Raw genomic sequence first — 24,380 nt, forward strand, 5'->3', positions numbered from 1 at the left:
GCCGCCCTCAGGCGGCTCCTTTCAAAATTAAGACTGCTTGGACATCGCAGCAACTTCTGCTGCAAAGTCAGTCTCAACTTTCTCGATGCCTTCACCCACTTCAAAGCGGATGAAGCCTGTTACGTCAGCGTTATGCTCTTTCAGCAGCTGACCAACAGATTTGCTCGGTTCCATGACGAAAGGCTGACCGGTCAGAGAAACTTCGCCGGTGAATTTCTTCATGCGGCCTTCAACCATTTTCTCTGCGATTTCTTTCGGCTTGCCAGACTGCATAGCGATGTCCAGCTGAACCTGGTATTCTTTTTCTACCACTTCAGCGGAAACGTCTTCCGGCTTAACGAATTCTGGTTTGCTTGCAGCAACGTGCATTGCCAGCTGTTTAACCAGTTCTTCGTCAGCGCCAGTTGCAGCAACCAGAACACCGATACGAGCACCATGCTGGTAGTTACCCAGAACTTCGCCTTCCAGGGAAGCAACGCGACGGATGTTGATGTTCTCACCGATTTTAGCAACCAGAGCAACACGTTCTTCTTCGAACTGTGCTTTCAGAACTTCAACGTCAGTGATTTTGCCAGCAACGGCAGCGTCCAGTACTTTGTCAGCAAATGCCTGGAAACCAGCATCTTTAGCAACGAAGTCAGTCTGGCAGTTAACTTCCAGAATGAAAGCGATATTGCCGTCGATTTTGGTTTTGATTACGCCGTCAGCAGCAACGTTGCCTGCTTTTTTCGCCGCTTTGATTGCACCGGACTTACGCATGTTTTCGATTGCCAGCTCGATGTCGCCATTAGCTTCAGTCAGTGCTTTTTTGCAATCCATCATGCCTGCGCCAGTACGCTCACGCAGCTCTTTTACCAGGGATGCGGTAATTTCAGCCATTCTAAAATCCTCGGAAGATTTGATCTGCCCGGCATGAAACCGCACAGATTTAAAAGTGAAAAAGGGGGCCATATACAGGCCCCCTAACCAAACGTGATACTACCTGGTCTATAAGGGCTCTAACGAGCGTGCCTTATTATTCAGCTTCTACGAAGCTTTCTTCCGCCTGGGAAGCCAGATCCTGAGAACGGCCTTCACGAACGGTAGTAGCTACAGCGCCCAGGTACAGGGTCACAGCACGGATTGCGTCGTCGTTACCCGGGATAACGAAGTCAACACCGTCCGGATCAGAGTTGGTATCAACGATTGCAAATACTGGGATACCCAGGTTGTTTGCTTCTTTGATAGCAATGTGCTCGTGGTCAGCATCGATTACGAACAGAGCGTCCGGCAGACCGCCCATGTCTTTGATACCGCCCAGGCTGTTTTCCAGTTTCTCAAGCTCACGAGTACGCATCAGCGCTTCTTTCTTGGTCAGCTTTTCGAAAGTACCGTCCTGAGACTGAGTTTCCAGATCTTTCAGACGTTTGATGGACTGACGAACGGTTTTCCAGTTAGTCAGCATACCGCCCAGCCAGCGATGGTTCACGAAGAACTGGTCGCAGCTGTTAGCAGCTTCTTTCACCGCTTCGCTTGCAGCGCGTTTAGTACCAACGAAAAGGATTTTACCTTTACGAGCAGAGATCTTGTTCAGTTCAGCCAGAGCTTCGTTGAACATCGGTACAGTTTTCTCAAGGTTGATGATGTGAACTTTGTTACGCGCACCGAAGATGAACGGCTTCATTTTCGGGTTCCAGTAACGGGTCTGGTGACCGAAGTGAACACCAGCCTTGAGCATGTCGCGCATGGAAACAGTTGCCATGATTAAAACCTCTATATATAAAAGTTGGGGTTAAGCCTCCACGCATCCCATATTACCGACCCCAAAGGGCACCCCGGAATATGTGCCGATACGTGTGTGTTGTTACACAAAGTGAGATTTGTCGCTCCCGTCCATCGTGTGTAGTCTTCGAATGGATCGGAAGTCCGGCGCGCTTTATACCACAAATACGCCATAGACACCAATAATTGTTGGCACTGTGTGCTGTTAATGATTCTCAATTTGGCAGCACGTATGCGGGACTGATACCATTGGCAGCACTTAAACAATTATTGCCGATATCATCGGCACTGATGGACAGAATTCATGGCTATCTCAATCAAGACCCCTGAAGAAATCGAAAAAATGCGCGTCGCTGGCCGCCTGGCCGCTGATGTACTGGAAATGATCGAACCGTTTGTTAAACCGGGCGTCAGCACCGGCGAACTGGATCGTATCTGTAATGACTATATCGTGAATGAGCAGCAGGCCATTTCCGCCTGCCTGGGTTACCACGGCTATCCGAAGTCCGTATGTATCTCTATTAATGAAGTGGTGTGCCACGGGATCCCGGACGACGCCAAACTTCTGAAAGACGGCGATATCGTCAACATCGATGTGACTGTGATTAAAGACGAGTACCACGGCGACACCTCGAAAATGTTTATCGTCGGCAAACCTACTATTCTGGGCGAGCGTCTGTGCCGCGTCACGCAGGAAAGCCTGTATCTGGCGCTGCGGATGGTGAAACCGGGCATTCGCCTGCGCACGCTGGGCGCTGCAATTCAGAAATACGCGGAAGGTGAAGGTTTCTCTGTCGTTCGTGAATACTGCGGTCACGGTATCGGTCGCGGCTTCCATGAAGAGCCGCAGGTTCTGCACTACGATGCAGACGACGGCGGTGTGGTACTGCAGCCGGGCATGACGTTCACCGTAGAACCGATGCTGAATGCCGGTGATTACCGCATCCGCACCATGAAAGACGGCTGGACGGTGAAAACCAAAGACCGGAGCTTGTCTGCACAGTACGAGCATACTATTGTAGTGACGGAAAACGGCTGTGAGATTCTGACGTTACGCAAGGATGACACCATCCCGGCGATCATCACACACGGCGAATAATGTTTTGCCTGATGGCGATGCATTCGCATCTTATCAGGCCTACAAATTGTACTACTTAGTAGGCCGGGTAAGGCGTTCACGCCATCATCCGGCTTTTTAATGGGTGGCGCATAATGAATACTCTTCCTGAACAGCACGCAAATACTGCCCTCCCCACCCTGCCTGGCCAGCCACAAAACCCAGGGACATGGCCACAACACGACCTCAACTGCACCGGTATTAAAGCGCATATCGACACCTTCCAGAGCTGGTTAGGCGAAGCGTTTGACAGTGGAATTTCCGCAGAACAGCTCATTGAGGCCCGCACCGAATTTATTGATCAGTTGCTTCAGCGCCTGTGGATTGAAGCCGGTTTCGGTCAAATTGCCGACCTGGCGCTGGTTGCCGTTGGCGGCTACGGGCGCGGCGAACTGCATCCGCTCTCCGATATTGACCTGCTGATCCTCAGTCGTAAAAAGCTACCTGATTCGCAGGCAGAAAAAGTCGGTGAGCTGTTAACGCTGCTATGGGACGTGAGGCTGGAGGTTGGGCACAGCGTGCGTACGCTGGAAGAGTGTCTGCTGGAAGGATTGTCAGATTTAACCGTCGCCACTAACCTGATTGAAACACGCCTGCTTATCGGTGATGTGGCGCTGTTTCTTGAGCTGCAAAAGCATATTTTTAGCGAAGGTTTCTGGCCGTCCGATAAATTTTACGCCGCCAAAGTGGAAGAGCAAAATCAGCGCCACCAGCGTTATCACGGCACCAGCTACAACCTGGAGCCGGATATCAAAAGCAGTCCCGGCGGCCTGCGCGATATCCATACTCTGCAATGGGTGGCCCGTCGCCATTTTGGCGCCACCTCGCTGGACGAAATGGTCGGCTTCGGTTTTTTGACGCTGGCAGAACGCGCCGAACTGAATGAATGTTTGCATATCCTGTGGCGGATTCGCTTCGCCCTGCATCTGGTCGTTAGTCGTTACGACAACCGCCTGCTGTTTGACCGCCAGCTCAGCGTGGCGCAACGGCTAAACTACGGCGGCGAAGGCAACGAGCCTATCGAGCGGATGATGAAAGACTATTTCCGGGTCACGCGACGGGTCAGCGAACTGAACCATATGCTGTTGCAACTGTTCGACGAGGCGATCCTCGCCCTGCCAGCCGATGAAAAACCGCGCCCGATTGATGACGACTTTCAACTGCGCGGCACATTGATCGATCTGCGCAACGACGACCTGTTTATCCGTAAGCCCGAAGCGATACTGCGGATGTTTTACATCATGGTGCGTAACAGCGCGATCAGCGGGATTTACTCCACCACGCTGCGCCATTTGCGTCATGCCCGCCGTCATTTAACCCAGCCGCTATGCTACATTCCGGAAGCGCGTTCGCTGTTTCTCAGTATGTTGCGCCATCCGGGCGCGGTGAGTCGCGGCCTGCTGCCGATGCATCGGCACAGCGTTTTGTGGGCCTATATGCCGCAATGGTCGCACATTGTCGGCCAAATGCAGTTTGACCTGTTTCATGCCTATACGGTGGATGAGCACACTATCCGTGTGATGCTCAAGCTGGAGAGTTTTGCTAACGAAGAGACCCGCCCGCGCCATCCGCTGTGCGTGGATCTGTGGCCGCGCTTGCGACAGCCGGAGCTAATTCTGATTGCCGCGCTGTTCCACGATATCGCCAAAGGTCGCGGCGGCGATCACTCGGTTCTCGGTGCCCAGGACGTGCTCAAATTCGCCGAACTGCACGGTCTGAACTCACGTGAAACGCAGCTGATCGTCTGGCTGGTGCGTCAGCATTTGCTGATGTCGGTGACCGCTCAGCGCCGTGATATTCAGGATCCGGAAGTGATCAAGCAATTCGCTGAAGAAGTACAAACGGAACATCGTCTGCGCTTTTTAGTGTGCCTGACCGTCGCGGATATTTGCGCTACTAACGAAACGCTGTGGAATAGCTGGAAGCAAAGTCTGCTGCGCGAGCTGTACTTTGCGACGGAAAAACAGCTACGTCGTGGGATGCAAAACACGCCAGATATGCGCGAACGCGTTCGCCATCATCAGCTTCAGGCACTGGCGCTACTGCGTATGGACAACATTGATGAAGAAGCGCTGCACCACATCTGGTCGCGCTGTCGCGCCAACTATTTCGTGCGCCACAGCCCAAATCAACTGGCCTGGCATGCGCGTCATCTGCTGCAGCACGATCTCAGTAAGCCGCTAATCCTGCTCAGCCCGCAGGCCACGCGCGGCGGAACGGAAATTTTTATCTGGAGCCCCGATCGCCCTTACCTGTTTGCCGCCGTCTGCGCCGAACTGGACAGGCGCAATCTAAGCGTCCACGATGCGCAGATTTTCACTACCCGCGATGGGATGGCGATGGATACGTTCATCGTGCTGGAACCGGACGGCAGCCCACTGTCTTCAGACCGACACGAAGCGATCCGTTTTGGACTGGAACAGGCGATCACGCAGCGCAGCTGGCAGCCACCGCAACCACGTCGTCAGCCGGCAAAATTACGCCACTTTACCGTCGATACCGAGGTTACTTTCCTGCCGACCCACACCGACCGAAAATCATTCCTTGAGCTTATCGCTCTCGACCAGCCTGGACTGCTGGCGCGGGTCGGGCAGATTTTTGCCGATCTGGGAATTTCGCTGCATGGCGCCCGAATTACAACCATTGGCGAGCGAGTAGAAGATTTATTCATAATCGCCACCGCCGACCGGCGCGCCCTTAATAATGAGCTGCAGCAGGAAGTGCATCAACGGTTGACAGAGGCCCTCAATCCAAACGATAAAGGGTGATGTTTTTATTTATTATGGAAAGAGTTTAACAATGCAGCAGTTACAGAACGTTATTGAGTCCGCTTTCGAGCGCCGTGCCGACATTACTCCGGCAAATGTAGATACCGTAACCCGCGAAGCGGTGAATCAGGTTATTGCTTTACTGGATTCCGGTGCACTGCGCGTCGCAGAAAAGATTGAGGGTCAGTGGGTCACGCATCAGTGGCTGAAAAAGGCGGTCCTGCTCTCTTTCCGTATTAACGATAATCAGGTTATCGAGGGTGCAGAAAGCCGTTACTTCGATAAAGTGCCGATGAAATTCGCCAACTACGACGAAGCACGCTTCCAGAAAGAAGGTTTCCGCGTGGTTCCGCCAGCGGCCGTACGCCAGGGTGCGTTTATCGCCCGTAACACCGTGCTGATGCCGTCTTACGTGAACATCGGCGCTTATGTGGATGAAGGTACGATGGTTGATACCTGGGCGACCGTGGGTTCCTGCGCGCAAATTGGTAAAAACGTTCACCTGTCCGGCGGCGTTGGCATCGGTGGCGTACTGGAGCCGTTACAGGCTAACCCGACCATCATCGAAGACAACTGCTTCATCGGCGCACGTTCTGAAGTGGTTGAAGGCGTGATCGTCGAAGAAGGCTCTGTTATCTCTATGGGCGTGTACATTGGTCAGAGCACCCGTATTTACGATCGTGAAACCGGCGAAGTGCATTATGGCCGCGTTCCGGCGGGCTCTGTGGTTGTCTCCGGCAACCTGCCGTCGAAAGATGGCAAATACAGCCTGTACTGCGCGGTGATTGTGAAGAAAGTCGATGCCAAAACGCGTGGCAAAGTAGGAATCAACGAACTGTTACGCACCATCGACTAACAGTGATTTGAAAAAGCGGGCTTAGCCCGCTTTTTTTACATCTGCGAGTGGCATAAACAAGGCTTTTCGTTAATTATTCAATGGTTATGGTGAGCTTAAGGGTACCGCTATGTATGACAATCTGAAAAGTCTGGGCATTACTAATCCTGAAGAAATCGATCGTTACAGCCTGCGGCAAGAAGCCAACAACGATATCCTGAAAATCTATTTCCAGAAGGATAAAGGCGAGTTTTTTGCCAAGAGTGTGAAGTTCAAATATCCCCGTCAGCGTAAAACGGTTGTCGCCGATGGCGTCGGCCAGGGTTACAAAGAAGTGCAGGAGATCAGTCCCAACCTGCGCTATGTGATCGACGAACTGGATCAGATCTGCCAGCGCGATCGCAGCGAAGTCGATCTTAAACGCAAGATCCTTGATGATTTACGTCATCTGGAAAGCGTCGTGACCAACAAGATCAGCGAAATTGAAGCCGATCTGGAAAAACTAACGCGTAAATAACCGCGAGTGAATGTGTTCGTAGGCCGGGTAAGGCGAAGCCGCCCCCCGGCATTTTGCCTGATAAGCGTAGCGCCAACAGGCAAGGAATTAATGCTGCTCATCCAGTTGTAGCGCGACATACAGCAGCAGTCGGTCGTCAAAATTCCCTAAATCCAGCCCGGTCAGCTCTGAAATTCGGTTCAGGCGATATTCCAGCGTATTACGGTGGATAAATAACGCTTTTGAGGTCGCCAGCGGCTGAACGTTATGCCGAAACCACGCCGCTAATGTTCGACGCAGTAAGCCGTTGTTATCCATTGCTTTCAGCCGTACCAGCGGACGCGCCAGCTCGTTGGCCTGCCAGCCGCCGCGCAGGCTGTCCAGCAGAACTGGCAGCATCAAATCCTGGTAGAAATAGCTACGGCTTTCCGGCATCCGTTGCTTGCCGACCATCATGGTCGTGCGCGCCGTACGATACGAACGGGCAATACTGCCTGGCCCGGTAAAATAGTTGCCCAGCGACACGCGAAAACGCAGCTGTCCGTTCTCTTTCATGCGAGCAATGAGCTGCTCGACACGCTTGCGGTGATCTTCCGCGTCCCAGCGACCAAACTGATTGAGCGCCGGTTTCAGCACCACCATCTCGGTCAGGGAAACAATCGCAATCAGATTATTACGTTCAGGCGTAGTCAACGCGTTCTGCAATTGCTGTAGCTCCGCCATCGCGCTGTCAACGCCAAGCTGGCCACTATCAACCTCTACCACTGCCACCACGCGCGGCTGGTTCAAATCAATGCCTAAACGTTGCGCCCACTCCATCAGCGCCGGGGTATTCTCTTCCGCCTGAATCAGATTCATCACCAGCTCTTCACGCAGGCGGCTATCCTGCGCTAACAGATGCATCAGGCGCGACTGCTCCAGCATCATTTCGGCTGTCATGCACACCAGCTCGCCGTATTTACGTAGATGTTCCGGTTCACCGGTAAGCCCGATAACGCCAACGATTTCGCCTTCCAGACGCAACGGCAGGTTTATCCCCTGACGCACGCCGTGCAAATGCCTCGCCACTGCATCGTCAATGTCCACCACCCGGCCCTGCGAAAGTACCAACAGCGCACCTTCGTGCAATTCACCAATGCGTTCGCGATCGCCACTGCCAATGATCCGCCCACGGGCATCCATTACGTTGATATTGGTATCAATGATGCGCATGGTTCGCGCCACGATATCCTGCGCCATTTTGGTATCAAGATGCCAGCCAGCCATAAACCCCTCCTGTGAGCAGAGCTCAAGCATAGGGAAGATAATAAGCGGCGACATTGTGCAAATGCACAAAGCGGAAGGGAGAAATATGGAGTTGTGGGAGGTATCACAAAAAGAACCCCTTCCTGTACAGGAAGGGGTTGAGGGAGATTACTGCATCAACAGATAGATGGAGCTGTCGCCACGCTGAATGTTCAGCGCCAGCACAGCGGGTTTGCTGTCGAGGATTTTGCGCAATTCGGCGATGTTTTTCACCGGCTGCTGATTCGCACCGATAATCACATCCCCTTTCTTCAGGCCGATCTGTGCAGCCGGAGAATTCGGTTTCACGTCGCTTACCACGACACCTTTATCCTGGCCTTTGTTGCTCATATCGGCACCTTCAATGCCTTTGAAGATAGAGCTGGAATCAACCTGAGTCTGGCTGCTCTGCTGCAATTCCAGGTTCACGGTGACCGGCTTACCGTCACGCAGCAGACCCAGGGTGATTTTGCTGCCGACCGGCATCGTACCCACCTGCGCACGCAGGGCGGCGAAGCTGCTGATAGGTTTGCCGTTCAGGGAGGTAATCACATCCCCGGCTTTAATACCGGCTTTCGCTGCGGAAGAGTTCGGCATTACCTGGCTGACGAATGCGCCACGCTGAGCGTCAACTTTCATCGCTTTCGCCAGCTCAGAGCTCAGTTCGGTCCCCATAATACCCAGCTCACCACGTTTAACCTGACCAAACTCAACCATCTGTGAAGTCAGGTTTTTCACCATATTGCTTGGGATTGCAAAACCGATACCGATGTTACCGCCGTCCGGCGCGAGGATCGCGGTGTTAATGCCGATCAGCTCACCGTTCAGATTGACCAGCGCGCCACCGGAGTTACCCCGGTTGATCGCAGCATCCGTCTGAATAAAGTTTTCATAGTTCTCCGCATTCAGGCCGCTACGGCCCAGAGCAGAAACGATGCCGGAGGTCACGGTCTCACCGAGGCCAAACGGGTTACCGATTGCTACGGTGTAATCCCCCACGCGCAGCGCGTCGGAGTCTGCCAGCTTAATCGCCGTCAAGTTTTTCGGATCCTGAATTTGGATCAGCGCGATATCGGAGCGTGGATCTTTGCCCACGATCTTCGCGTCAAATTTACGGCCATCGCTCAACTGAACCTTAATTACCGTAGCGTTATCCACCACGTGGTTGTTGGTCACGACATACCCTTTCGCAGCATCAATAATTACGCCGGAACCCAGCGCCATAAATTTCTGCTGCTGGCCGCCGCCGTTACCAGCGCCCGGTGCGCCGCCCTGGCAGAACGGTGAACTCTGGAACGGAGATCCGTCCTGGCAGAACGGTGAATTATCACCAAAGAACTGCTGGAAATTACGCGGCATACGCGGCGTATTCACCGTCGTGCTCCCCTCGACGTTAATACTTACCACCGATGGCATCACTTTTTCGAGCATCGGGGCCAGGCTTGGCATCTGTTGGGCGGTCATTGCTGAAGACGACGTCTCAGCCGCAGTTGCAGACAGGGGGGACAACGCCAAACCTAAACTCAGAGCCAGTGCACTCATTGCTAATGTGGTTTTTTTCATGTGTTTCGTTCTCGATTAACAGGTAACGCAAAATTGCTGTATACGTCAGATTCGTTTTATAACGCTAAGTTCCAGAATTGAGTTTAAGGAAAAAGTAAAATTTTATTGGCCGTCTTTACAAATGAGTATTTATTGTTCTACGGCCATCAAGCGACGATATTCATCCCAGGCATACAAATCTGTCATCCCGCTGATATAATCCTGGATCAACCGGCAGCGATAATAATATTCCAGAACCGAATACTCAGCGCACTCCGTCGATATTTTACTAACCGCCTCAACATACGCAAGACGATGGCGGGTAGACAACTTCTGAAATAAACGCGACTCGATAGGAAAACGTTTTACTCTTTCATTGTCGACCAGTTCAGTAAAATCTGACTGAGACATTTTCAATAACGGTTGATAGATCTCCAGCAACCCGCTGATCACCCGATAGCCCTGTAATTCCAGTTGCTCAACATCCGGATGGCTAAACACATGTTTTACCGCCACATTCTTATAAACGCCCAGTAACTGGCTGAAGCTACTGGCATCTTCTAACAGCGCATGATTAAAGCTGCCTTCATAAATCTGCGGCAAATTATCAATAAACCGCTGGGCCGCATACGGAACCAGTTTATTCAGCGTATTGACGCGTAAATACATAAAGAACTGATCTTCGGTGCTGCGACTTAATGTATTTGAACGTGATTTTTCCCAGGCGTTCTCAACAACCTGACTAAACAGAGAGCCTTTTTCGTGATGCCCCCACGCTTCATGCAGATGATGGTAAAGTTGCTCGACGCTAAAGATTCTTTTCTCAACGGCATCTTCCAGGTCGGCCACGCAATATGAGATATCATCGGCAGCTTCCATAATCCAGGTTAATGGAAAACGACTGTAAGGTGCTAATGATAATTCTTTACGTAACCGCTCAATATACGGTTCCTCGGAAAGGTAATAACCAGGCTTCTTCATTAAATAGTTGTGCGTCTCGGGTGCACTGCCGCGCCACCATGCCGGACGGGTATATTTTAGAATACCGCCAACCTGCGCCCAGGTAAGGTTCATACGCATTAAAGTATGCACCAGACGAATACCCTGCGCATTGCCTTCAAAATGACACAAGTCCTGGCGCACCTTGCGGCGAATATCATTCAGCGACTCTTCACCTTCACGCAAACGTAATGCCGTCACCTGGCAGCGGTCATCACTCAGGGGCTGACTTTCCGCGTCGGCGGGATACAACCGCTGGCGAAACCAGTCATTAATCGCCGCTTCCCCAAAATGGCCAAACGGAGGATTACCAATGTCATGCATCAGGCACGACATTTCGACGATACTCTCAAACGGTCCCGTCAGTTCCTCCAGACCATACTGCTCCAGCAGCTTTAGCTCTTTCAGCCGACTGAGGATCTCTTTCGCGATATAGCGCCCAACCTGCTGAACTTCCATCGAGTGCGTCAGACGTGTACGCACCGCCGCGTTACGCTCCAGCGGAAAGACCTGGGTTTTTTGCTGCAGCCGGCGAATAGCCGGAGAATTGATAATACGTCCACGATCGCTTTCAAAAATTCGCAGGATCTCATGCTCCGTCTTCACGCCCTGCGGCGAACGGTAACGGCGATGCCAGTTTATTTTTTTTCGGAAATCGATCTGTACCATATCCTCTCCCGCCTGAGAAATGCGCTACCCCTTAAGCGCATGATAGACTATGCCCTCAAATCTGGCTTATCGCGAGTAAATCTATGAAAATCGGCATCATTGGTGCAATGGAAGAAGAAGTTACGCTGCTGCGTGACAAAATCGAAAACCGTCAGACCATCACGCTCGGCGGTTGTGAAATTTACACCGGCCAACTGAACGGTACTGAGGTTGCGCTTCTGAAATCAGGTATCGGTAAAGTGGCTGCGGCGCTCGGCGCTACGCTGCTGCTTGAACGCTGCAAGCCGGACGCCATCATTAATACCGGTTCCGCGGGCGGCCTGGCCTCTACGCTGAAAGTCGGCGATATCGTAGTTTCTGATGAAGCGCGCTATCACGACGCCGACGTCACTGCCTTTGGTTATGAATTTGGTCAGCTACCGGGTTGCCCGGCTGGTTTTAAAGCCGATCCTGCGTTGATTGCAGCCGCAGAATCTTGCATCGCCAAACTCAATCTGAACGCTGTTCGCGGACTTATCGTCAGCGGCGATGCATTCATTAATGGTTCCGTGGGGCTGGCTAAAATTAAGCATAACTTCCCGCAGGCGATTGCCGTTGAGATGGAAGCGACCGCAATTGCGCACGTTTGCCACAACTTTAAGGTGCCATTTGTCGTGGTTCGCGCTATCTCTGACGTTGCCGATCAGCAGTCCCATCTCAGCTTTGACGAATTCCTGGTGGTTGCCGCGAAGCAGTCAAGCCTGATGGTTGAAACGCTGGTGCAGAAACTGGCGCATGGCTAAATTATTCTCCAGGGCGCTGGTCGCCCTGCTTTTCACTCTCCCGGCGTTCCTTTACGCCGCACCGCGTGTTGTAACGCTTTCTCCTGCCAATACCGAACTTGCTTTTGCCGCAGGCATTACCCCAGTTGGCGTCAGCAGCTACTCAAACTACCCGCCAGAAGCCAAAAATATTGAAGAGGTCTCAACATGGCAAGGTATGAATCTTGAGCGTATTGTGGCGCTGAAGCCTGATTTGGTCATCGCCTGGCGCGGGGGAAATGCTGAGCGGCAGGTGAATCAACTGACCTCCCTGGGAATTAAGGTCATCTGGGTGGACGCCGTTACCATTGAGCAGGTTGCCGATGCGCTACGCCAGTTGGCTGCGTGGAGCCCCAAGCCTGAACAAGCTAAACAGGCGGCGCAAACCATGCTTGATGACTATGCTTTACTTAAATCTCAGTATGCCAACAAACCGAAAAAACGCGTGTTTCTCCAGTTTGGTGCCAATCCTCTGTTTACCAGTGGAAAAGGTTCTATTCAGCACGAAGTTCTTGAGGTATGCGGCGGAGAAAACATCTTTGCCGGTAGCCGGGTTCCCTGGCCGCAGGTTAGCCGTGAGCAGGTCCTGGCACGAGCCCCCCAGGCTATTGTTGCAACCGGCGGTCCGGGCGAAACTCTGAAAATTGAGCAATACTGGGGAAACCAGCTAAAAATACCCGTTATTACACTTAATAGTGACTGGTTCGAACGCGCGAGCCCGCGTATTATCCTCGCCGCAAAACAACTCTGTAATGCGCTTTCACAGATAAATTAGCGCCTGCCCCCACCAGGTCTGTTGTGAGGATTTAAAAATGCTCGTCTATTGGCTTGATATTGTCGGCACCGCGGTATTTGCAATCTCTGGCGTATTACTGGCCGGAAAATTACGTATGGATCCGTTTGGCGTCCTGGTCCTCGGCGTGGTTACCGCCGTCGGAGGTGGCACGATCCGCGATATGGCGCTGGATAATGGACCGGTTTTTTGGGTTAAAGATCCAACCGATCTGGTCGTGGCGATGATCACCAGCATGCTGACGATCCTGTTGGTACGGCAGCCAAGACGCCTGCCGAAATGGATCCTTCCGGTACTCGATGCCGTTGGCCTGGCGGTGTTCGTGGGTATTGGCGTCAACAAGGCCTTTCTCGCAGGAACAGGCCCCTTGGTGGCGATTTGTATGGGGGTGATTACCGGCGTCGGCGGTGGGATCATTCGCGATGTATTAGCACGTGAAGTCCCGATGATTTTGCGTACCGAGATCTACGCCACAGCCTGTATTATCGGCGGGATCGTGCATGCGACGGCGTTTTATACCTTTGATGTTTCACTGGAAAACGCCAGTATGATGGGGATGATTGTCACCCTGCTGATTCGGCTTGCCGCCATTCGCTGGCATTTGAAATTACCGACGTTTGCGCTGGATGATAACGGACGTTGACATGATGATGCAGAATATGTAGGCCGGATAAGGCGTTTACGCCGCCATCCGGCACATTGCCCGGTGGTGCTACGCTTACCGGGCCTACACCATCAGACCACTGGTATTACAGACAGCAATCAGATGCTGAAAGAAGAACCACACCCGCAGGTGCTTTTCGCATTCGGGTTAGTCACAACGAAGCGGGAACCTTCCAGACCTTCGGTATAGTCAACCGCGCCACCCACCAGATATTGCAGGCTCATCGGGTCAACCACCAGACCAACACCTTGTTTCTCAATGGTCATATCACCATCGTTCACCTGATCGTCAAAGGTGAAACCGTACTGGAAACCGCTGCAACCACCGCCGGTGATATACACACGTAATTTCAGATTCGGGTTATCTTCGTCAGCGATCAGGCTTTTTACTTTATTGGCTGCTGCTTCAGTAAATTGCAGTGGCAGCGCTACGTCATCACTCATATTTTGCTCCAAACGACATTGGCAATTGGGCAAATTATAACCCAATGGTTAAGGCCATTATCTAATACCCTGGTATTTCGTTCAAGTATTCTCGCCAGCGGCTGTACCCTGGCTTTTAGCCGCCTGCTCCGCTTCCTGTTTTGCCAGCGTACGGGCAAGGATAGTCGAGTATAGCGGCTTTCCGCCCATAAATTGGGCTAATAGTGTTGCGCCAAGACAGGTAATAATCATTGGCAAAATGAGCTGATAGTTATCGGTCATCTCCAGCACCAGCACAATACCGGTGAGCGGCGCCCTTACCGACGCCGCCAACAATGCTCCCATTCCGGCGATGGCGAAGGTTCCGGCCTCCAGATGATAATGCGGAAAAGAGGCCGCTGCCGCCATACCGAACGCGGTGCCAAGCAACGTGCCTAATGCCAGCATCGGGGCAAATATCCCGCCGGGCGCGCCGGACGAGAAGCACAGCAGCGTGGTAATGACGCGGGCAATAAAGATAAACAGCAGTAAACCAACGCTGAAATTCCCTGCCGCAGCGATAGGTATCAGGTTAAACCCGCCTCCAGCCGCTTCAGGTGTAATTAAGCCAAGAATCCCGCACAGACCGCCGATCGCACCGCCCATCAGCACCCATTTTTTGAGATCGCCGCCATGGAAACGCTGGAACATATCCTGAGTCCGCAACACCATAGTGTTGAAAAATGGCCCGACACAGCCAAAAATAATCCCCAGGACCATATACAACCACAGCGTGTTCACCGGCGCATTGGAGAGCTTCCCAACTTCAATAAGCGGTGCCTCGCCGTTGAAAACACGAAACACAATGCTCGACATGATGACGCCGGTAAACACGGCTTTGATCGAGACAAGGTTATAGCGAAACTGCGGGCGCATCTCTTCAATAATGAACAGGATCCCCGCCAGCGGAGCGTTAAACGCCGCCGAAAGGCCCGCTGCCGCACCGGTCGCCAATAAGGTATGTCGCGCTTCTGCGCTACGCATGCGGAAAATATCCAGCACCATGCGCCCGAGGTTACCACCGATCTGCACGGTCGGTCCTTCTCGCCCGAGCACCATACCGGCACCCAGCGTGCCCATACCGCCGAAAAATTTCACCGGCAGTACGCGCCACCAGCGCACAGGCCGCAGCTCTTCCAGCGCGCCTTCAATCTCTGGGATCCCCGAACCACCGGCTTCCGGCGCAAACTTACGCACCAGAAAGTAGCCAACCATCGCCAGCAACGCAGAGAGAATAAATGCCAGCGGCCACAGCAGAATGGCATGGTCCGCAACCTGAGCCAGCGCGCCAATGCGCTGATTCTGCACCCAGGTCACCGCTTTCTCAAATGCCACGCCAACAAGCCCTGTCACTGTACCCACTACGGCAGCCATCAACAGGATCGCCAACGGCGTTTTGTCTCGTTCCAGGAGTCGACGGATTTGATCCCTGCGGCGTAAACGCACAATTTGTTGTGCTTCAAAAGAGGGAGTGTCTGTCTTCATCAGATGATCATTAATTGGTAATACAAATACGGAATCGGCATTCTACTCGCACATTTCACGAAAATCCCCTGCAAATCGTATTGTTTCAAATGCGTAAAACTTTCATAACCTTCTCTGAATAACTAGAATAGCGGGCATTTACTTTTTCTACGAACCAGGACCCCATCCATGAGTAAGTCTGAAAATCTCTACAGCGCAGCACGCGAACTTATCCCTGGCGGCGTTAACTCCCCCGTTCGCGCCTTTACTGGCGTGGGTGGTACTCCGCTGTTTATCGAAAAAGCCGACGGCGCGTATCTGTACGATGTCGATGGTAAAGCCTATGTTGACTACGTCGGTTCCTGGGGACCGATGGTGCTGGGCCATAATCACCCGGCAATCCGTAATGCGGTGATTGAAGCTGCGGAGCGCGGTTTAAGCTTTGGCGCACCGACCGAAATGGAAGTGAAAATGGCGGAGCTGGTCACTGAACTCGTGCCGACCATGGACATGGTGCGCATGGTGAACTCCGGCACGGAAGCGACTATGAGCGCAATCCGTCTGGCGCGCGGTTTCACCGGTCGCGATAAGATCATCAAATTTGAAGGCTGCTACCACGGTCATGCCGACTGTCTGCTGGTCAAAGCGGGTTCCGGCGCGTTAACGCTGGGTCAGCCTAACTCCCCGGGCGTTCCGGCTGATTTCGCGAAACACACCCTGACCTGCACCTATAACGATCTCGCTTCAGTACGTGCGGCATTTGAACAATATCCGCAGGAGATCGCCTGCATCATTGTTGAGCCGGTCGCAGGCAACATGAACTGCATCCCGCCGCTGCCGGAATTCCTGCCGGGCCTGCGTGCGCTATGCGATGAGTTTGGCGCGCTGTTGATCATCGATGAAGTGATGACTGGCTTCCGCGTGGCGCTGGCCGGTGCACAGGATTATTACGGCGTCGTGCCGGATCTGACTTGTCTTGGCAAAATCATCGGTGGCGGAATGCCCGTTGGCGCATTCGGAGGCCGTCGCGATGTGATGGACGCACTGGCGCCGACCGGACCGGTTTACCAGGCGGGGACGCTTTCCGGTAACCCAATCGCGATGGCGGCAGGTTATGCCTGTCTGACCGAAGTCGCCCAGCCGGGTATTCATGAAACGCTGAACGAACTGACGACGCGTCTGGCGGAGGGTCTGCTGGAAGCTGCCGAAGAAGCGAATATTCCGCTGGTAGTTAACCATGTAGGCGGGATGTTCGGGATTTTCTTCACTGATGCAGAAACCGTAACCTGCTATCAGGATGTGATGGCATGCGACGTTGAACGCTTCAAGCGTTTCTTCCACATGATGCTGGATGAAGGAATTTATCTGGCGCCGTCCGCGTTCGAAGCAGGCTTTATGTCCGTGGCGCACAGTGAAGAAGATATCAATAACACCATCGACGCCGCGCGCCGGGTGTTTGCGAAACTGTAAAGGAGAACGTCCAGAAGCAACGTAGGCCGGGTAAGGCGAAGCCGCCACCCGGCTTTTTTATTGCCGGATGGCGACGCAAAGCGTCTTATCCGGCCTACATGAAAAGAATCAGCCTCAGCGGCTCTGCTTTCTCAACAAATAGATAAAGTACGGCGCGCCAATAAACGTCGACAGTAATCCCGCCGGGATCTGATACGGAAACAACACCATCCTGCCGCACCAGTCAGCAAAGACCAGCAACACGCCACCCGCCAGCGCTGAAATCAGCATATGCGGCATCGCCCGACGAAAACCCATCATCCGGGCAATATGCGGCGCCATCAGCCCGACAAAGCTCAACGGTCCAATGGTCATAGTGGCTGTCGCCGTCAGCCCTGCCGCCAGCAGCAGTAACCCCACGCGTGATGGCGTAATAGCCATACCGACAGCCCGCGCCGTATCGCCGCCAAGCGGTAAAATTGTCAGCCAACGGCGGCACAGCGGCGTCATCGCCAGCAGGATGACCATTACAATCCCGGTGCGCAGCACCTGTTCGCCACTCGCGTTATAAGTTGAGCCGGAGATCCAGGTTAGCACCCCCGCCATACGCGGATCGCCGCTGGCCTGCAGCATCATCAGCAGCATTGTAAACGCCGTGCTGAGCGCCATCCCTGCCAGCAACATGCGGTGCGGTGAAAAGCCCCCGCGCCCGGCGGCAATCATAATGATAAGCAAGGTGGCTGCCGCACCGAGGCTCCCGGCCGGCAGCAGCCAGCCAAAGGCATTGCCGGGGACCAGAAATAACATTAGCACCACGCCAAATGCCGCCCCGGAGCTAATTCCTAATACTTCCGGACTGGCCATTGGATTTCCGGTCAGACGCTGAATAATACAGCCAGCTACCGCTAACATTACCCCGGCAATCAGCGCTGCCAGAACACGCGGCCAGCGCCAGGGCATGAGCTCATCCAGCATCGCGCCGCTGGCCCATGTCCAGCCGTGAGCATCGCGGCCAAACGCGAGCGCCACAATAACGGTAAGCAGCAATATCGCCCCGCCCGCCAGGGCAAACATCAGTACATTCTGGCGCTCAGCAGCGATGCGGTTACTGGCATTCATATCCGGCGCGCTCATACTTCTAAGGCGCGGCAACAGCCACAGCAGCAATGGCGCGCCAATCAGCGCCGTCACCGAACCAGTGGAAACTTCCATCCATACGCGGGTCAGCCACAGAATGATTTGGTCGGAGAGCCAGAGGATCAACGCACCAATCAGCGGGGCCAACATCAGACGCGCCAGCAGACGACGCGCGCCGAGCATTTTCGCCAACAGCGGTGCAAACAGGCCAATAAAGCCGATAATCCCAACCGCGTTAACCAGTAAGGCGCTGATAACAATGGCCAGCGATAACGCCGCCAGACGTGCCAGCGACAGCGCCAGACCGAGGTTACGCGCCACACCGTCATCCAGTCCCATCAGCGTCATTGGGCGTAATAACAACAGCGTCAGCATCACACCGCCCAGCAGTTGCGGCCACAGACGCTGTACGCCGCTCCAGTCGGTCTGCGTTAGCGTACCGCTGCTCCATAAAAACATGCTTTGCAGTTGATCGTGATGGAAGATAACCATCAACTGGTTAATTGCCCCGCAGTACAGGCTGACCACCAGCCCGGCAAGGATTAACGTCACCGGAGAAAGACGTTTGCCCCAGGCAACGCCAAACACCAGAGCCCCAACAACACATGCTCCCGCCAGTGCCGCAAATTGCGTGGTCAGCGCACCGGGAATAGCCCACAGCGTGGTAACCGTAATGCCCAACTGCGCCCCGGTTGCGACACCTAACGTAGTGGGTTCTGCCAGTGGGTTACGCAGCACCTGCTGAAACAAGACACCGACCAGCCCCAGCCCGGCACCGACCAACAGCGAAATCGCCAGCCTCGGCAGCAGACTGTAGTGGAAAACCATCTGCTCAATAGCATTGATATCCGGTGACCAGATAGCCTGTTGCCACTGACTGCGCGGTAGCGCAACAGAGAAGTTAACCCAGGTCAGCCAACAGGCAGCGACAAACAGAACCGCCAGAAGAAGCGTTGGGAACAGCGCAATTCGTTTACTCACGCTTTGCCTCCCAGCGCATTATCCAGAATGCGGGCAAAATGCATCGCCGAGAGCGTGGCACCATAGAACCAGACGGCAGGCACACGCTGAAAACGTCCGCTGCGAACAAACGGCATCGCCTGCCATAATGGCGTAGACATCAGCGCAGCCATCTCTTTATCGTTGCCGTGGTCAAAACACAGCACATCGACATCCTTATAAGCAGCCAGACGGTCAATACTCACGGCAGTGCTGCCCCAAAAGTTTGTCTCGCCCTGCCAGGCGTTGGGGATCCCATAATCATCCAGCACGTCCTGAAACAGGCTGTTTGGGCCAAACACCAGCATATGTCGTGAATCGAGCAGGGAAGTGAGAAGTACAGGGCGCGCGCCACGTTGAATGAAGCGCGGTTTCAGGCTGGCGATAAAACGATCGTACTCGGTCAGATGGCGTTCAGCAGAGGCTTGCAGATTGAACAATTGCGCCATTTCCTGTAGCGATTGTCGCGCAACGGCCAGCGGCTTTTTACCGTCACTGAAGTTAAATCCCCGGCCAGGCGCAATCCGCGCCAGCTTTTCAGGGGAAGGACCATAGCCTGCCGACCACAGCAAAAACGAGGGTTTCATTTCGGTCAACAGTTCGAGATTGGGCTCCGTACGTAGCCCGACATCAATCACAGAATCCGGCAACGGGGGCTCACTGACCCACAGCTTGTAGTTAGGGATATCGGCAATGCCATACGGCGTAATACCCAGCGCCAGCAATAGCTCTACCGGTAGCCATTCCAGCGCCACAATGCGCTGCGTATCAACCGCCGCAGCGTGCGCCGTATTCATCCGCCACAGCAGCGGCGACAGCGCCATCGCCGCAAGCAGCCGCCGACGGGTAATATGATGTAATTCAATCATTAATAGACAAAACTCACGGGTGCGGCACCGGCCGGATGCGGCAAAATGCCCATCGGGATACCGTAAATCTGTTCCAGAGTTTCACTGCGCATCAGTTCAGCAGGCGTCCCTTGTGCAATCATTTCACCACCGCGCAGCGCAACTAAGTAATCACAGTAGCGGGCCGCCATGTTGATATCATGCAGCACCGCAATCACCGTCAGCCCGCGCTGCTGACTTAAGCGATGCACCAGTGCCAGTACGTCAACCTGATGAGCGATATCCAGCGCGGAAGTCGGTTCATCAAGCAGCAGACAGCGGCTGTCCTGCGCTACCAGCATGGCAATCCACGCGCGCTGGCGTTCTCCGCCGGACAGACTATCAACCAAACGGTGCGCCAGCGGTTTTAAGCCAACCAGCGAAATCGCCTCTTCTACTTTCTCTCTGTCGGCAACGCCAAAACGTCCCAGCGCTCCGTGCCACGGATAGCGGCCAATCGCCACCAGTTCGCACACAGTCATCCCTTCGGCCTGCGGCAACTGCTGCGGCAGATAGGCGACCTTGCGGGCAAACGCTTTACTGCTCCAGTTCTCCAGCGGCTGTTCGTCGAGCAGGATTTCACCTTCTGACGGCGGCTGATGACGTCCCAGCATTTTCAATAACGTCGATTTTCCGGAACCGTTGTGGCCGATAAGGCCGGTCACTTTACCCACAGGAAAAGTTAATGAGAGAGGATGCAAAAGCGTGCGGCCAGGCACACGAAAGGAGACATTACGCAACGCAAAAGTAGTGTCGGGATGGGATCTGTTTTCCTGCATAGCAGCCAACTTGTAAAACGGGCACGCAAAGCGTGCCCAATAGAAATTAGAAACGGAAGGTTGCGGTTGCAACGACCTGACGTTCTGCGCCCCAGAAGCAGCCATAGGTCTGGAAGCAGCTGGCGACGTATTCACGATCAAGCAAGTTATTAACGTTAACCGCAATACTGGAGCCAGCCATACCGAAACGCGCTAAATCGTATTTTACAACAGCATCCATGACTGCTGCGCTACCCACCTTAAAGGTATTTGCTGGATCGCCATAGCTTGAACCAATAAAGCGCCCACCGGTACCCAGCGTCAGGCCAGATAACGGACCTTCATAGAAGGTGTAATCACCCCACAGAGAAGCCATTTGTTCTGGCACCTGCTCAGGTGTATTTCCCTTAAGATTGGTGTCTTTCGTGTATTCCGCATCGGTATAGGTATAAGACGCAGTCATGTTGATATTCGCGGTAAGCGCCGCTTTAGCTTCCAGTTCAACACCACGAGCACGGATTTCACCGGCAGGAACCTGAGCCAGTGGATTCGTTGGATCAGCAGTCAGATTATTGGTTTTCGTCAACTGATAAACCGCACCGGTGACGACAATCGGCAGATCTTTCGGTACATACTTAATCCCGGCTTCATACTGCTCGCCTTTGGACGGCTCATAGGAAACGCGTGGCACGCTCCACAAGTCAAATGAACTCGGTTCAAACGACTGACTGTAGCTGATATAGGGCGTAATCCCATTATCAAACAGGTAGTTTACACCACCACGCCAGGTGAACTGGTGATCATTACGCTCAATATATCCTTCCGTTGGCGTATAAGAGTTCTGGCGTATTGTTGTAGCTTGCTGAGACCAGTCGTAGCGACCGCCGACGGTAAACACCCACTTATTCCACTCAGCCTGATCCTGAACGTAGATACCAGTCTGTTTGGTTTCATTCATCTGATACGGTTCGGTATCACCAAATGCAAAATACTCAGGGTCATAGTTGCCGTTAAGATCAATGGGTGGCGCACTACCAAACGCAGCATTGATATCATTACGCATGCGCATGAAATCAACACCAGTTAACAAAGTATGTTCCACAGCACCGGTAGCAAATTTGCTTTCCAGTTGCGTATCGACGCTAAAGTTTTGCAGGCGCTCATCATCCACGACCGTTCCACGGTTCAATGTATGGCCATCGGAAGCGATCCCGGTGCCGTATACACTCTGCTGCGACGTCTTCATTTCAGTAAAGCGCAGGTTCTGGCGAACGGTAAATGTATCGTTAAAGCCATGCTCAAAGCTGTATCCCACCATTTTCTGATTGCGGGAATAAGTATTGTTTGAGGCACCTTCATTGAAATCAGTCGGCAAACGCTTGCCGTTTGGCAGCGGTTCAACGGTGCCTTCTTTTGGTAACCAACCGTAGTAACCTGTTTCCGGTTCGTTCTGGAAATAGGACAGGAACGTAAAGTTGGTTTTGTCATCAGGACGCCATGAGAAGGAAGGCGCGATCGTATAACGCTGTGATTCAGAACCCTGCTGCTGCTCATTTGTTGAGCGCGCCAGCCCGGTTAAACGGTAGGAAAATTCCCCGTTGTCATCCAGCGCATCACTAAAATCAAAACCGGTCTGGAACAAATTGTCCGACCCCATTTTGAACTGAATTTCTTTTAACGGCTCTGTGGTCGGGCGCTTGCTGACCATAGAGATGATGCCGCCAGGATTGCTCTTACCATAGAGTACAGACGTTGGGCCACGCATCAACTCAACACGTTCAAGCATGTAGGGATCAATAACCGCATCGTTATAGAAGTTACCCTGCAATTTCAGTCCATCCAGATAGTTATTCTGGCTCAGGCCGACGGAAGAGAAACCACGGATAATCACAAAATCATAGGTGTTAGATGCGCCACGACTGTTAACAGTCACACCAGGCGTATATCCCAGAGCCTCTTTCACCGACTGGAATTGATGCATTTGCATCTCTTCGTTGGTCACTACCGAAACAGACTGTGGTGTCTTTTCTATAGGCGTATCAGTCTTGGTCGCAGTGGCGGAACGCTTAGCAGCAATAGTCGGAGCTGGCCCCCATGCGCTTTCTTGTGTGGCAGGTGCTGCAGTTACGGTGATGGTTTCTTCTTTCGGGTCAACCGCCGCCTGTGCATAGACAGACATGCCGCTAACCGCTGTGGCTACCACTACTGCGATTTTACGCAGTGATGAACTTGGCTGAGCAGTTTTAAGACGCGCCATTGGTATTTCTCTGATGAAAGTGAATGATAACGTAAACGAGAATTATTATTATAACGACAGCATAATATTCGAAACTCTGGCGAGATAGCAAGCAATACGCGCCCCTACTAAAACTGAGGGGTTAAGAAATAACCAGATGAAAAGAAAGGGTTAATAAATTAGGCTGGAATGTTAGAGCGCTGACAACCCGCCGCAGCGGGTCGCAAGGCGTTAGCGGTAAAAGACCTCAAAAGTCGCGACGGCGTCCACTTTCCCGGCTTTGACATTGCCGGTTTTGGCATAGCGTGCCTTCAGCGGAATTTCTGCCACTTCGTTAGCGCTGGTGCTGCTCACAGCTGTATAGGTTTGATCAAAACTCAGCACATTATTGTTCGTGTCCAGAATCTGGATACCGACACCGCTGGCAGAGCTGTCTCCACTGGCGATAGCCAAAATATTGCCATCCGTAACGCCTGTCGAACCAGCACTGTTGAACTTATAATCGATTTGGGTACCTGCCCGACAATCAGAAATCTCGATTTTGAAACTGTTATCGGTGAGTACTTCTGAAAATTGACTGTCAAAGTTATCGACATTAATCGTCTTCAGCGGCACGTAGATATTTTTATCCTCCAGGTTACAGGTATTAGTCTGGATATGAATGCTGGTGGGAGATACCAATATCTGAGCTATCACATCATTCCCCCACTTCTCTTGCGCTGTCAGCCGGGAGGTATCAAGATAACCATCCTCGACGTCGCCCGTCACAACCAACTGCATTGACGCATGGTACTTTGTATGAATACTGTTCCATCCGCTTGCTCCATAGCTATAAAAATGCATGGGTGTGACGATATCCTCAGAGGTAAAGGTAGGTGTTCGTTCTTCCGCTTCAGCCATGCGGATACCTATACCTGGAACGCTAGTCTGATAAACGCCTTCCAGCACTCCATTGCGGGCATCGGCATCCGTTAACACTGCGTAACCTTTATATTTGTTGCCAGTATCCTGGCAATCCATATCGATTTGGCCGCTCTCAATGCTTCCCTCATAAATAACCGTACCAACTGATACGTCAGGCTCCACAGTGATGCTTGCCGGTAGCTGAAAGGTCATTGCGCCATTTTCCGGGTGATTTCCGGTGCATGTGGCGGCATAAACAGGTGCCGCCGCTCCAGCTAAAATCAATATGATCAACATAGCCCTGAAAATGTTTTTGTTCCTTTTACTCATATCTGACAATTTCCGTATGCATAAGCCA

At 52.9% G+C, this 24,380-nt stretch carries 20 protein-coding genes and 1 pseudogene; 8 read left to right on the forward strand and 13 right to left on the reverse strand.

The window, feature by feature from the left end:
- Window positions 1-27: 27 nt before the first annotated feature.
- A complete protein-coding gene (gene tsf, locus OGV89_RS14635) occupies window positions 28-879 on the reverse strand; it encodes a translation elongation factor Ts (RefSeq protein WP_003018551.1) in 852 nt (283 codons plus the stop codon).
- Between the two features lie 136 nt (window positions 880-1,015).
- The gene (rpsB, locus tag OGV89_RS14640) at window positions 1,016-1,741 is read right to left on the reverse strand and encodes a 30S ribosomal protein S2 (RefSeq protein WP_003018553.1); all 726 of its coding nucleotides are present in this window, start codon (window positions 1,739-1,741) and stop codon (window positions 1,016-1,018) included.
- Between the two features lie 324 nt (window positions 1,742-2,065).
- Between rpsB and map the strand changes: the two genes are divergently transcribed.
- The 4 genes from map (at window position 2,066) to OGV89_RS14660 (ending at window position 6,998) form a co-directional block, all read left to right on the forward strand.
- Window positions 2,066-2,860 (forward strand): type I methionyl aminopeptidase, encoded by a 795-nt coding sequence (gene map, locus OGV89_RS14645; protein WP_003018555.1) that lies wholly within the window; start codon window positions 2,066-2,068, stop codon window positions 2,858-2,860.
- Window positions 2,861-2,973: 113 nt separating this feature from the next.
- The gene (gene glnD / locus OGV89_RS14650) at window positions 2,974-5,646 is read left to right on the forward strand and encodes a bifunctional uridylyltransferase/uridylyl-removing protein GlnD (protein WP_003837534.1); all 2,673 of its coding nucleotides are present in this window, start codon (window positions 2,974-2,976) and stop codon (window positions 5,644-5,646) included.
- Between the two features lie 31 nt (window positions 5,647-5,677).
- On the forward strand, window positions 5,678-6,502 hold the full coding sequence (gene dapD / locus OGV89_RS14655) for a 2,3,4,5-tetrahydropyridine-2,6-dicarboxylate N-succinyltransferase (protein WP_003837532.1): 825 nt from the start codon (window positions 5,678-5,680) through the stop codon (window positions 6,500-6,502).
- A gap of 109 nt (window positions 6,503-6,611) precedes the next feature.
- A complete protein-coding gene (locus OGV89_RS14660) occupies window positions 6,612-6,998 on the forward strand; it encodes a DUF3461 family protein (protein ID WP_003018562.1) in 387 nt (128 codons plus the stop codon).
- Window positions 6,999-7,085: 87 nt separating this feature from the next.
- Here OGV89_RS14660 and cdaR read toward each other — a convergent pair whose 3' ends face one another.
- The 3 genes from cdaR to dgt all read right to left on the reverse strand — a co-directional run bounded on the left by cdaR (window position 7,086) and on the right by dgt (window position 11,471).
- Window positions 7,086-8,243, reverse strand: a complete 1,158-nt coding sequence (gene cdaR / locus OGV89_RS14665) for a DNA-binding transcriptional regulator CdaR (RefSeq protein WP_003018564.1) — start codon at window positions 8,241-8,243, stop codon at window positions 7,086-7,088.
- A gap of 147 nt (window positions 8,244-8,390) precedes the next feature.
- Window positions 8,391-9,824: a serine endoprotease DegP gene (gene degP / locus OGV89_RS14670; protein WP_003018567.1), complete on the reverse strand. Its 1,434-nt coding sequence runs from the start codon at window positions 9,822-9,824 to the stop codon at window positions 8,391-8,393.
- A 129-nt stretch (window positions 9,825-9,953) separates the two neighbouring features.
- Window positions 9,954-11,471, reverse strand: coding sequence for a dGTPase (dgt, locus tag OGV89_RS14675; protein WP_172750511.1), 1,518 nt, complete (start codon window positions 11,469-11,471; stop codon window positions 9,954-9,956).
- Between the two features lie 83 nt (window positions 11,472-11,554).
- On the opposite strand from dgt, the gene mtnN reads away from it, so the two are divergent.
- The 3 genes from mtnN to OGV89_RS14690 are packed head-to-tail and all read left to right on the forward strand — an operon-like array spanning window position 11,555 to window position 13,707.
- On the forward strand, window positions 11,555-12,253 hold the full coding sequence (gene mtnN, locus OGV89_RS14680; RefSeq protein WP_003845802.1) for a 5'-methylthioadenosine/S-adenosylhomocysteine nucleosidase: 699 nt from the start codon (window positions 11,555-11,557) through the stop codon (window positions 12,251-12,253).
- The gene (btuF, locus tag OGV89_RS14685; protein WP_003845800.1) at window positions 12,246-13,046 is read left to right on the forward strand and encodes a vitamin B12 ABC transporter substrate-binding protein BtuF; all 801 of its coding nucleotides are present in this window, start codon (window positions 12,246-12,248) and stop codon (window positions 13,044-13,046) included. Before mtnN ends, btuF begins: the two co-directional genes overlap by 8 nt.
- Window positions 13,047-13,083: 37 nt before the next feature.
- Window positions 13,084-13,707, forward strand: a complete 624-nt coding sequence (locus OGV89_RS14690; protein WP_003018578.1) for a TRIC cation channel family protein — start codon at window positions 13,084-13,086, stop codon at window positions 13,705-13,707.
- A 119-nt stretch (window positions 13,708-13,826) separates the two neighbouring features.
- Here OGV89_RS14690 and erpA read toward each other — a convergent pair whose 3' ends face one another.
- The 3 genes and pseudogenes from erpA to clcA all read right to left on the reverse strand — a co-directional run bounded on the left by erpA (window position 13,827) and on the right by clcA (window position 15,674).
- Complete coding sequence (gene erpA / locus OGV89_RS14695; RefSeq protein ID WP_003018581.1) at window positions 13,827-14,171, reverse strand: iron-sulfur cluster insertion protein ErpA; 345 nt, start codon at window positions 14,169-14,171, stop codon at window positions 13,827-13,829.
- Window positions 14,164-14,229, reverse strand: a pseudogene (yadW, locus tag OGV89_RS14700) (small protein YadW). Before yadW ends, erpA begins: the two are co-directional and overlap by 8 nt.
- Window positions 14,230-14,252: 23 nt before the next feature.
- On the reverse strand, window positions 14,253-15,674 hold the full coding sequence (gene clcA / locus OGV89_RS14705; RefSeq protein ID WP_003837525.1) for a H(+)/Cl(-) exchange transporter ClcA: 1,422 nt from the start codon (window positions 15,672-15,674) through the stop codon (window positions 14,253-14,255).
- A 168-nt stretch (window positions 15,675-15,842) separates the two neighbouring features.
- Between clcA and hemL the strand changes: the two genes are divergently transcribed.
- Window positions 15,843-17,123 carry a glutamate-1-semialdehyde 2,1-aminomutase gene (gene hemL / locus OGV89_RS14710; RefSeq protein WP_003837523.1) on the forward strand — a complete coding sequence of 427 codons (1,281 nt, stop codon included), beginning with the start codon at window positions 15,843-15,845 and terminating at the stop codon, window positions 17,121-17,123.
- A 114-nt stretch (window positions 17,124-17,237) separates the two neighbouring features.
- On the opposite strand, the gene fhuB is transcribed toward hemL, so the two are convergent.
- The 5 genes from fhuB to OGV89_RS14735 all read right to left on the reverse strand — a co-directional run bounded on the left by fhuB (window position 17,238) and on the right by OGV89_RS14735 (window position 24,352).
- Window positions 17,238-19,220, reverse strand: a complete 1,983-nt coding sequence (gene fhuB, locus OGV89_RS14715) for a Fe(3+)-hydroxamate ABC transporter permease FhuB (RefSeq protein WP_003018589.1) — start codon at window positions 19,218-19,220, stop codon at window positions 17,238-17,240.
- Window positions 19,217-20,107, reverse strand: a complete 891-nt coding sequence (gene fhuD, locus OGV89_RS14720) for a Fe(3+)-hydroxamate ABC transporter substrate-binding protein FhuD (protein ID WP_003837517.1) — start codon at window positions 20,105-20,107, stop codon at window positions 19,217-19,219. The genes fhuB and fhuD overlap by 4 nt, the downstream gene beginning before the upstream one ends.
- Window positions 20,107-20,904: a Fe3+-hydroxamate ABC transporter ATP-binding protein FhuC gene (fhuC, locus tag OGV89_RS14725; RefSeq protein ID WP_003837515.1), complete on the reverse strand. Its 798-nt coding sequence runs from the start codon at window positions 20,902-20,904 to the stop codon at window positions 20,107-20,109. The genes fhuD and fhuC overlap by 1 nt, the downstream gene beginning before the upstream one ends.
- 46 nt (window positions 20,905-20,950) lie before the next feature.
- Entirely contained in the window at window positions 20,951-23,140 is a 2,190-nt protein-coding gene (gene fhuA / locus OGV89_RS14730; protein WP_139935110.1) for a ferrichrome porin FhuA, read from the reverse strand.
- A 210-nt stretch (window positions 23,141-23,350) separates the two neighbouring features.
- Window positions 23,351-24,352 carry a fimbrial protein gene (locus OGV89_RS14735; protein WP_231592888.1) on the reverse strand — a complete coding sequence of 334 codons (1,002 nt, stop codon included), beginning with the start codon at window positions 24,350-24,352 and terminating at the stop codon, window positions 23,351-23,353.
- Window positions 24,353-24,380 lie beyond the last annotated feature (28 nt).

Source organism: Citrobacter sp. Cf125 (genome assembly GCF_030333935.1).
GTDB lineage: Bacteria > Pseudomonadota > Gammaproteobacteria > Enterobacterales > Enterobacteriaceae > Citrobacter > Citrobacter freundii.

Bases quoted from the DNA above. Each gene is read 5' to 3' on its own strand.
- tsf (WP_003018551.1), bottom strand. From the start codon at position 879: ATGGCTGAAATTACCGCATCCCTGGTAAAAGAGCTGCGTGAGCGTACT.
- rpsB (WP_003018553.1), bottom strand. From the start codon at position 1,741: ATGGCAACTGTTTCCATGCGCGACATGCTCAAGGCTGGTGTTCACTTC.
- map (WP_003018555.1), top strand. From the start codon at position 2,066: ATGGCTATCTCAATCAAGACCCCTGAAGAAATCGAAAAAATGCGCGTC.
- glnD (WP_003837534.1), top strand. From the start codon at position 2,974: ATGAATACTCTTCCTGAACAGCACGCAAATACTGCCCTCCCCACCCTG.
- dapD (WP_003837532.1), top strand. From the start codon at position 5,678: ATGCAGCAGTTACAGAACGTTATTGAGTCCGCTTTCGAGCGCCGTGCC.
- OGV89_RS14660 (WP_003018562.1), top strand. From the start codon at position 6,612: ATGTATGACAATCTGAAAAGTCTGGGCATTACTAATCCTGAAGAAATC.
- cdaR (WP_003018564.1), bottom strand. From the start codon at position 8,243: ATGGCTGGCTGGCATCTTGATACCAAAATGGCGCAGGATATCGTGGCG.
- degP (WP_003018567.1), bottom strand. From the start codon at position 9,824: ATGAAAAAAACCACATTAGCAATGAGTGCACTGGCTCTGAGTTTAGGT.
- dgt (WP_172750511.1), bottom strand. From the start codon at position 11,471: ATGGTACAGATCGATTTCCGAAAAAAAATAAACTGGCATCGCCGTTAC.
- mtnN (WP_003845802.1), top strand. From the start codon at position 11,555: ATGAAAATCGGCATCATTGGTGCAATGGAAGAAGAAGTTACGCTGCTG.
- btuF (WP_003845800.1), top strand. From the start codon at position 12,246: ATGGCTAAATTATTCTCCAGGGCGCTGGTCGCCCTGCTTTTCACTCTC.
- OGV89_RS14690 (WP_003018578.1), top strand. From the start codon at position 13,084: ATGCTCGTCTATTGGCTTGATATTGTCGGCACCGCGGTATTTGCAATC.
- erpA (WP_003018581.1), bottom strand. From the start codon at position 14,171: ATGAGTGATGACGTAGCGCTGCCACTGCAATTTACTGAAGCAGCAGCC.
- clcA (WP_003837525.1), bottom strand. From the start codon at position 15,674: ATGAAGACAGACACTCCCTCTTTTGAAGCACAACAAATTGTGCGTTTA.
- hemL (WP_003837523.1), top strand. From the start codon at position 15,843: ATGAGTAAGTCTGAAAATCTCTACAGCGCAGCACGCGAACTTATCCCT.
- fhuD (WP_003837517.1), bottom strand. From the start codon at position 20,107: ATGATTGAATTACATCATATTACCCGTCGGCGGCTGCTTGCGGCGATG.
- fhuC (WP_003837515.1), bottom strand. From the start codon at position 20,904: ATGCAGGAAAACAGATCCCATCCCGACACTACTTTTGCGTTGCGTAAT.
- fhuA (WP_139935110.1), bottom strand. From the start codon at position 23,140: ATGGCGCGTCTTAAAACTGCTCAGCCAAGTTCATCACTGCGTAAAATC.
- OGV89_RS14735 (WP_231592888.1), bottom strand. From the start codon at position 24,352: ATGAGTAAAAGGAACAAAAACATTTTCAGGGCTATGTTGATCATATTG.